General features: G+C 68.2%; 4 protein-coding genes. 3 read left to right on the top strand and 1 reads right to left on the bottom strand.

Going from position 1 to position 4,512, the window contains the following annotated elements; genetic code table 11:
• Positions 1-103 precede the first annotated feature (103 nt).
• Positions 104-946 (top strand): hypothetical protein, encoded by an 843-nt coding sequence (locus ACFV15_RS18620; RefSeq protein WP_378351706.1) that lies wholly within the window; start codon positions 104-106, stop codon positions 944-946.
• Here ACFV15_RS18620 and ACFV15_RS18615 read toward each other — a convergent pair.
• Entirely contained in the window at positions 933-2,258 is a 1,326-nt protein-coding gene (locus ACFV15_RS18615) for a lysine N(6)-hydroxylase/L-ornithine N(5)-oxygenase family protein (RefSeq protein ID WP_378351705.1), read from the bottom strand. The two genes, ACFV15_RS18620 and ACFV15_RS18615, sit on opposite strands and share 14 nt — an antisense overlap.
• 169 nt (positions 2,259-2,427) lie before the next feature.
• On the opposite strand from ACFV15_RS18615, the gene ACFV15_RS18610 reads away from it, so the two are divergent.
• Entirely contained in the window at positions 2,428-3,369 is a 942-nt protein-coding gene (locus ACFV15_RS18610) for a methionyl-tRNA formyltransferase (protein WP_378351704.1), read from the top strand.
• Between the two features lie 22 nt (positions 3,370-3,391).
• A complete protein-coding gene (locus tag ACFV15_RS18605; protein ID WP_378351703.1) occupies positions 3,392-4,411 on the top strand; it encodes an iron-siderophore ABC transporter substrate-binding protein in 1,020 nt (339 codons plus the stop codon).
• Positions 4,412-4,512 lie beyond the last annotated feature (101 nt).

The following is a 4,512-nucleotide window of genomic DNA, read 5'->3' as shown; positions in this document are numbered from 1 at the left end:
GGGGGCGGGTTCCTCGGGACCGCCGTGGCGGGGGGCGTGAGTGGTTTCACCGTTTTGACCCGGCCGTACCACTCACGACCCCGGTCAGGCATAGGGTGATCACATGTGGTGGGGACTGATCTGCGCGTTGCTGGCCGCCTGCGCGTACGGGATCGCGTCGGTGATGCAGGCCGTCGCGGCCCGCGCGACCGAGGGCGACGGCGACCGGGTCGACCCGCGCCTGCTGATGCGGGTGCTCAAGCAGTGGAAGTTCCTGGCCGGGCTGGGGCTCGACGTGCTCGGGTTCGTGGCGCAGCTGGCGGCGTTGCAGACCTTGCCGTTGTTCGTGGTGCAGTCCGCGCTCGCGGCGAGCCTGGCGGTGACCGCGGTGGCCGCGATCAAGCTCGGGGTGCGGCTCGGGCGTCGCGAATGGACGGCCATCGTCGTGGTCTGCCTCGGGCTCGCGTTGCTCGGCGCGTCGGCCGAGAGCGAGGGCACCTCGACCGTCGGGACCGCCTTCCACATCGGGCTCGGCGCCACGGTCGTGGTTCTCGGCATCGCGGGGATGCTGCTGGGGCGGGCCAAGGAGAGCGTCAGGACGCCCGCGCTGGGGCTGATCGCCGGGTTGTGCTTCGGGATGGTGGCCGTCGCGGGGCGGATCATCCCGAGCGTGGCGCCGCTGGACCTGCTCACGGACCCGGCCGTGTACACCGTCGCGGTGGCAGGAGGGCTCGCGATGTTGTTCTACGCCAGCGCTTTGCAGCGCGGCGGGGTGACCACGGCGACCGCGATGATGGTCATCGGCGAGACGGTGCTGCCGAGTCTCATCGGCGTGATCGTGCTCGGCGACCGGACGCGGGCCGGGCTCGCGCCGGTCGCGATCGCCGGGTTCGTGCTCGCGGTCGCGGCGGCGCTGGCGCTGGCCCGCTTCGGCGAGCCAGCGCCCGAGAAGGTCAGCGCCCGCTGACGGCGTAGACGGGCTCCTCCGCAGGCACCGGCCGGCGGTCCAGGATCGAGCCGAGAATCTCGCCGACGCGCACGGCCGTGTTCGACAGCAGCGAAGACGTGATGCCGTGCGTGTGCTCGGTGCCGCCCTGCAGGTAGATGCCACCGCGCAGCGAAGCCGACGCGCGCACCCGGTAGTCACGCTCGACGACAAGGCGACCGGCGTCATCGCGCTTGCAGAACGACTCCAGCGAGCCGAACAGCGGCGACGCGTCCGCGGGCTGGTAGCCCGTCGAGTAGATGACGTGGTCCGCGTCGAGCACGGTCTGCGCGCGGTCCACCAGGGACTCGACGGTGACCTGCACGCCAGACTCGTTTTCCTTGACCGCCACCGGGCGCGAGACGTTGAACAGCCGCAGCCGCTCCACGCCGAGCACCTTCTCGCGGTAGACGCGCTTGTACAGGTCGTCGATCAGTTCGATGTCGACCGCGGAGTAGTTGGTGCTGCCGTGATAGCGCATCAGCCGCTCCTTGACCTCCTCCGGCGCGTCGTAGAAATGCCCGACTGCCTCGGGGTCGAAGATGCGGTTCGCGAACGAGCTGTCGTCGGCCGGGCTGTAGCCGTAGCGGGAGAAGACCCCGCAGATCTCGGCCTCCGGGAACCTGTCGTGCAGCAGCGCGGTGACCTCGGCGGCGCTCTGGCCGGCGCCGACCACGACGAAGCGGGAAGCGGACTTCAGCTCGTCGACGCGGTGCAGCAGCTCGTGGTTGTGCCAGACGCGGTCGGTCCGCGTGACGCCCTCGGGCAGGTTCGGGCGCAAACCGGTCCCCAGTACCAGGTTGCGCGCGCGGAACTCGCTGTCCTCGCCGTTGACGACCGCGCGGACGTCGAAGTACTCGATGACGCCGTCGGCCACGACCGGGTGCACCTCGGTCACCTCGGACGAGTACGAGACCAGGTCGTCGACCTTGGCGGCGGCCCACTCGAAGTAGTCGTGGAACTCGACCCGCAGCGGGAACAGGTTCTTGTGGTTGATGAAGTCGACCAGCCGGTCCTTGTCGTGCAGGTAGGCGAGGAAGGAGAACGAGCTGGTCGGATTGCGCATGGTGACCAGGTCCTTCATGAACGACACCTGCATGGTCGCGGTGTCGATCAGCATCCCCCGGTGCCAGCCGAAGCGGACCTGCTTCTCCAGGAAGTGCGCCGTGACCGGCTGCGCGGCGGTCGCGTTGTGCTCGGTCAGCGCGATCGCCAGCGCGAGGTTGGAGGGACCGAAGCCGACACCGACGACGTCGTACACAGGAACGTGGTCACCGGGCAGAGCTTGTGGCATTTGATTCCCCTCGCAGAGACGTTGTCAGAGGAAACCCTAACCTAAGTTAGGCTAGCCTCAGCTAGTGCATTCGAGGGTGACGTTCATCCCGCACGGAAGCCTTGCGTGATTAGGTTAGGCTTGCTTCACTTGCGGGGTTTGCCGAGCCCAGACGTCAAGGAGGAGACCCATGCGGGTCGCGCTGTTCGGTTACCAGACCTGGGGCCACCGCACCCTGCAGGCACTCATCGAGTCGGAGCACGAGGTCGCGCTGGTCGTGACCCACCAGGCCAGCGACCACGCCTACGAGAAGATCTGGTCCGACTCCGTCGCCGACCTGGCCGCCGAGCACGACATCCCGGTACTGCTCCGCAACCGGCCCGACGACCTGCTCGACGAACTCCGTGCCGCCGACCTCGACCTGATCGTCGCGAACAACTGGCGCACCTGGCTGCCGCCGGAGATCTTCACGCTCCCCCGCCTCGGCACGCTCAACGTGCACGACTCGCTGCTGCCCGCCTACGCGGGCTTCTCCCCGCTGATCTGGGCGCTGATCAACGGCGAGCCCGAGGTCGGCGTGACCGCCCACATGATGGACGACGAACTCGACGCCGGCGATATCGTGCTGCAGCGCTCGGTCGCGGTCGGCCCGCGTGACACCACGACCGACCTGTTCCACAAGACGGTCGACCTGATCGGCCCGATCGTCGCCGAGTCGCTCGGCCTGCTCGCCTCTGGCAAGGCCGTGCTGACCAAACAGGACCGCAGCAAGGCGAGCTTCTTCCACAAGCGTTCGCTCGAGGACAGCCGCATCGACTGGACCTGGCCTGCCGAGGACATCGAGCGCCTCGTCCGCGCGCAGTCCGACCCGTACCCGAACGCCTACACGTTCCACAAAGGACAGCGGGTGCGGATCACCGCCGCGTCGGTGTCCGAAGGCCGCTACGGCGGCACGCCCGGCCGGATCTTCATCCGCGAGGGCAAGGGCATCGTCATCGTCGCGGGCGCCGACGCGCGCCGCGGCGACAAGCATGGCCTGCTGATCGAGCGGGTCCGCACCGACGACGGCATCGAGCACGACGCCACGGCGTTCTTCCCCGCCATGGGCGGGTACCTCAAGTCCCACCAGTAAGAAAACCCCCGAAAGGTCCCCTATGTCCCGCCGTCTACTGGCCGGGCTCACCGCAGGTGTGCTCGCTCTTTCCCTCGTCGCGTGTGGCAGTGTCGATGACGTCAAAGACAAGCCGACGACGCCTGCCGCCGGGTCTTCGTCAGCCCAGCCGGGTGCCTTCCCGGTGACGATCACCCACAAGTTCGGCAGCACCACCGTCACGAAGGCGCCTGAGCGCATCGTCGTGGTCGGCAGCTACACCGACGACCTGGACGCGGTGCTCGCGCTCGGGGTGACCCCGGTCGGATTCTTCTCCGACAGCCAGACCCAGGTCGACGGCGTCGCCACCTGGCTCAAGGGCAAGCTCGACCCGGCCAAGACCAAGATCGTCAACACCGGCGCGGGCCTCGACCCCGAGCAGGTCGGCAAGCTGAACCCGGACCTGATCCTGGCAACCGCCGCGTTCGGTCTTGACAAGGTCTACGAGAACCTGAACAAGATCGCGCCGACCATCGGCTATGAGAAGGAGTGGGGCGGCCAGAGCTGGCAGCAGCACGTCCAGGTCGTCGGCAAGGCGCTCGGCAAGGTCAGTGACGCCGACAAGCTCATCGCCGACACCACCGCGCAGATCGCGAAGGTCAAGACCGACAACCCGAAGGCGGCGGGCAAGACGTTCACCGTCTCCGTCGGCAACACCCCCGGCAAGATCTTCACCCTCGCGTCGAAGGACGACTTCGCCGTGAAGTTCGTCGAAGAGCTGGGCCTGCAGCTGAGCCCGTCCGCGCTGACGGCGACCAAGGAGACCGCGGGCAGCCCGACCGGGTCGCTCAGCCCCGAGCAGTACGACAAGCTCGGCGCCGACCTGATCGTCATCGCCTACACCACGCCGGACCTGCGCAAGGCGATCGAGGACAACCAGCTCGTCAAGGACCTGCCGGCGATCAAGAAGAACAACTACCTGGTCATCGACATGGAGGCGATCTCGCAGCTGCGCGCGCCGACACTGCTGGGGATCCCCAGCTCGCTTGAGAAGCTGAACTCGGCCATGCAGAAGCTCAGCTAAGGGGTCGTGGGGGGGGTTGGGGGGGTGTGGAACCGCCAACCCACAACCACCAAGAGCAAGGGGGGGGGGGGGGGGGGGTGTGGGGGGGGGGGGGGGGCCGC

This window comes from Amycolatopsis sp. NPDC059657 (assembly GCF_042734395.1).
Taxonomy (GTDB): Bacteria; Actinomycetota; Actinomycetes; order Mycobacteriales; family Pseudonocardiaceae; genus Amycolatopsis.
The sequence above is the reverse complement of the archived record's forward strand: the minus strand, read 5'-3'. Positions and strand labels throughout refer to the sequence as shown.

Excerpts from the sequence above, each read along its gene's own strand:
- ACFV15_RS18620 (WP_378351706.1), top strand. The coding sequence starts at position 104 with ATGTGGTGGGGACTGATCTGCGCGTTGCTGGCCGCCTGCGCGTACGGG.
- ACFV15_RS18615 (WP_378351705.1), bottom strand. The coding sequence starts at position 2,258 with ATGCCACAAGCTCTGCCCGGTGACCACGTTCCTGTGTACGACGTCGTC.
- ACFV15_RS18610 (WP_378351704.1), top strand. The coding sequence starts at position 2,428 with ATGCGGGTCGCGCTGTTCGGTTACCAGACCTGGGGCCACCGCACCCTG.
- ACFV15_RS18605 (WP_378351703.1), top strand. The coding sequence starts at position 3,392 with ATGTCCCGCCGTCTACTGGCCGGGCTCACCGCAGGTGTGCTCGCTCTT.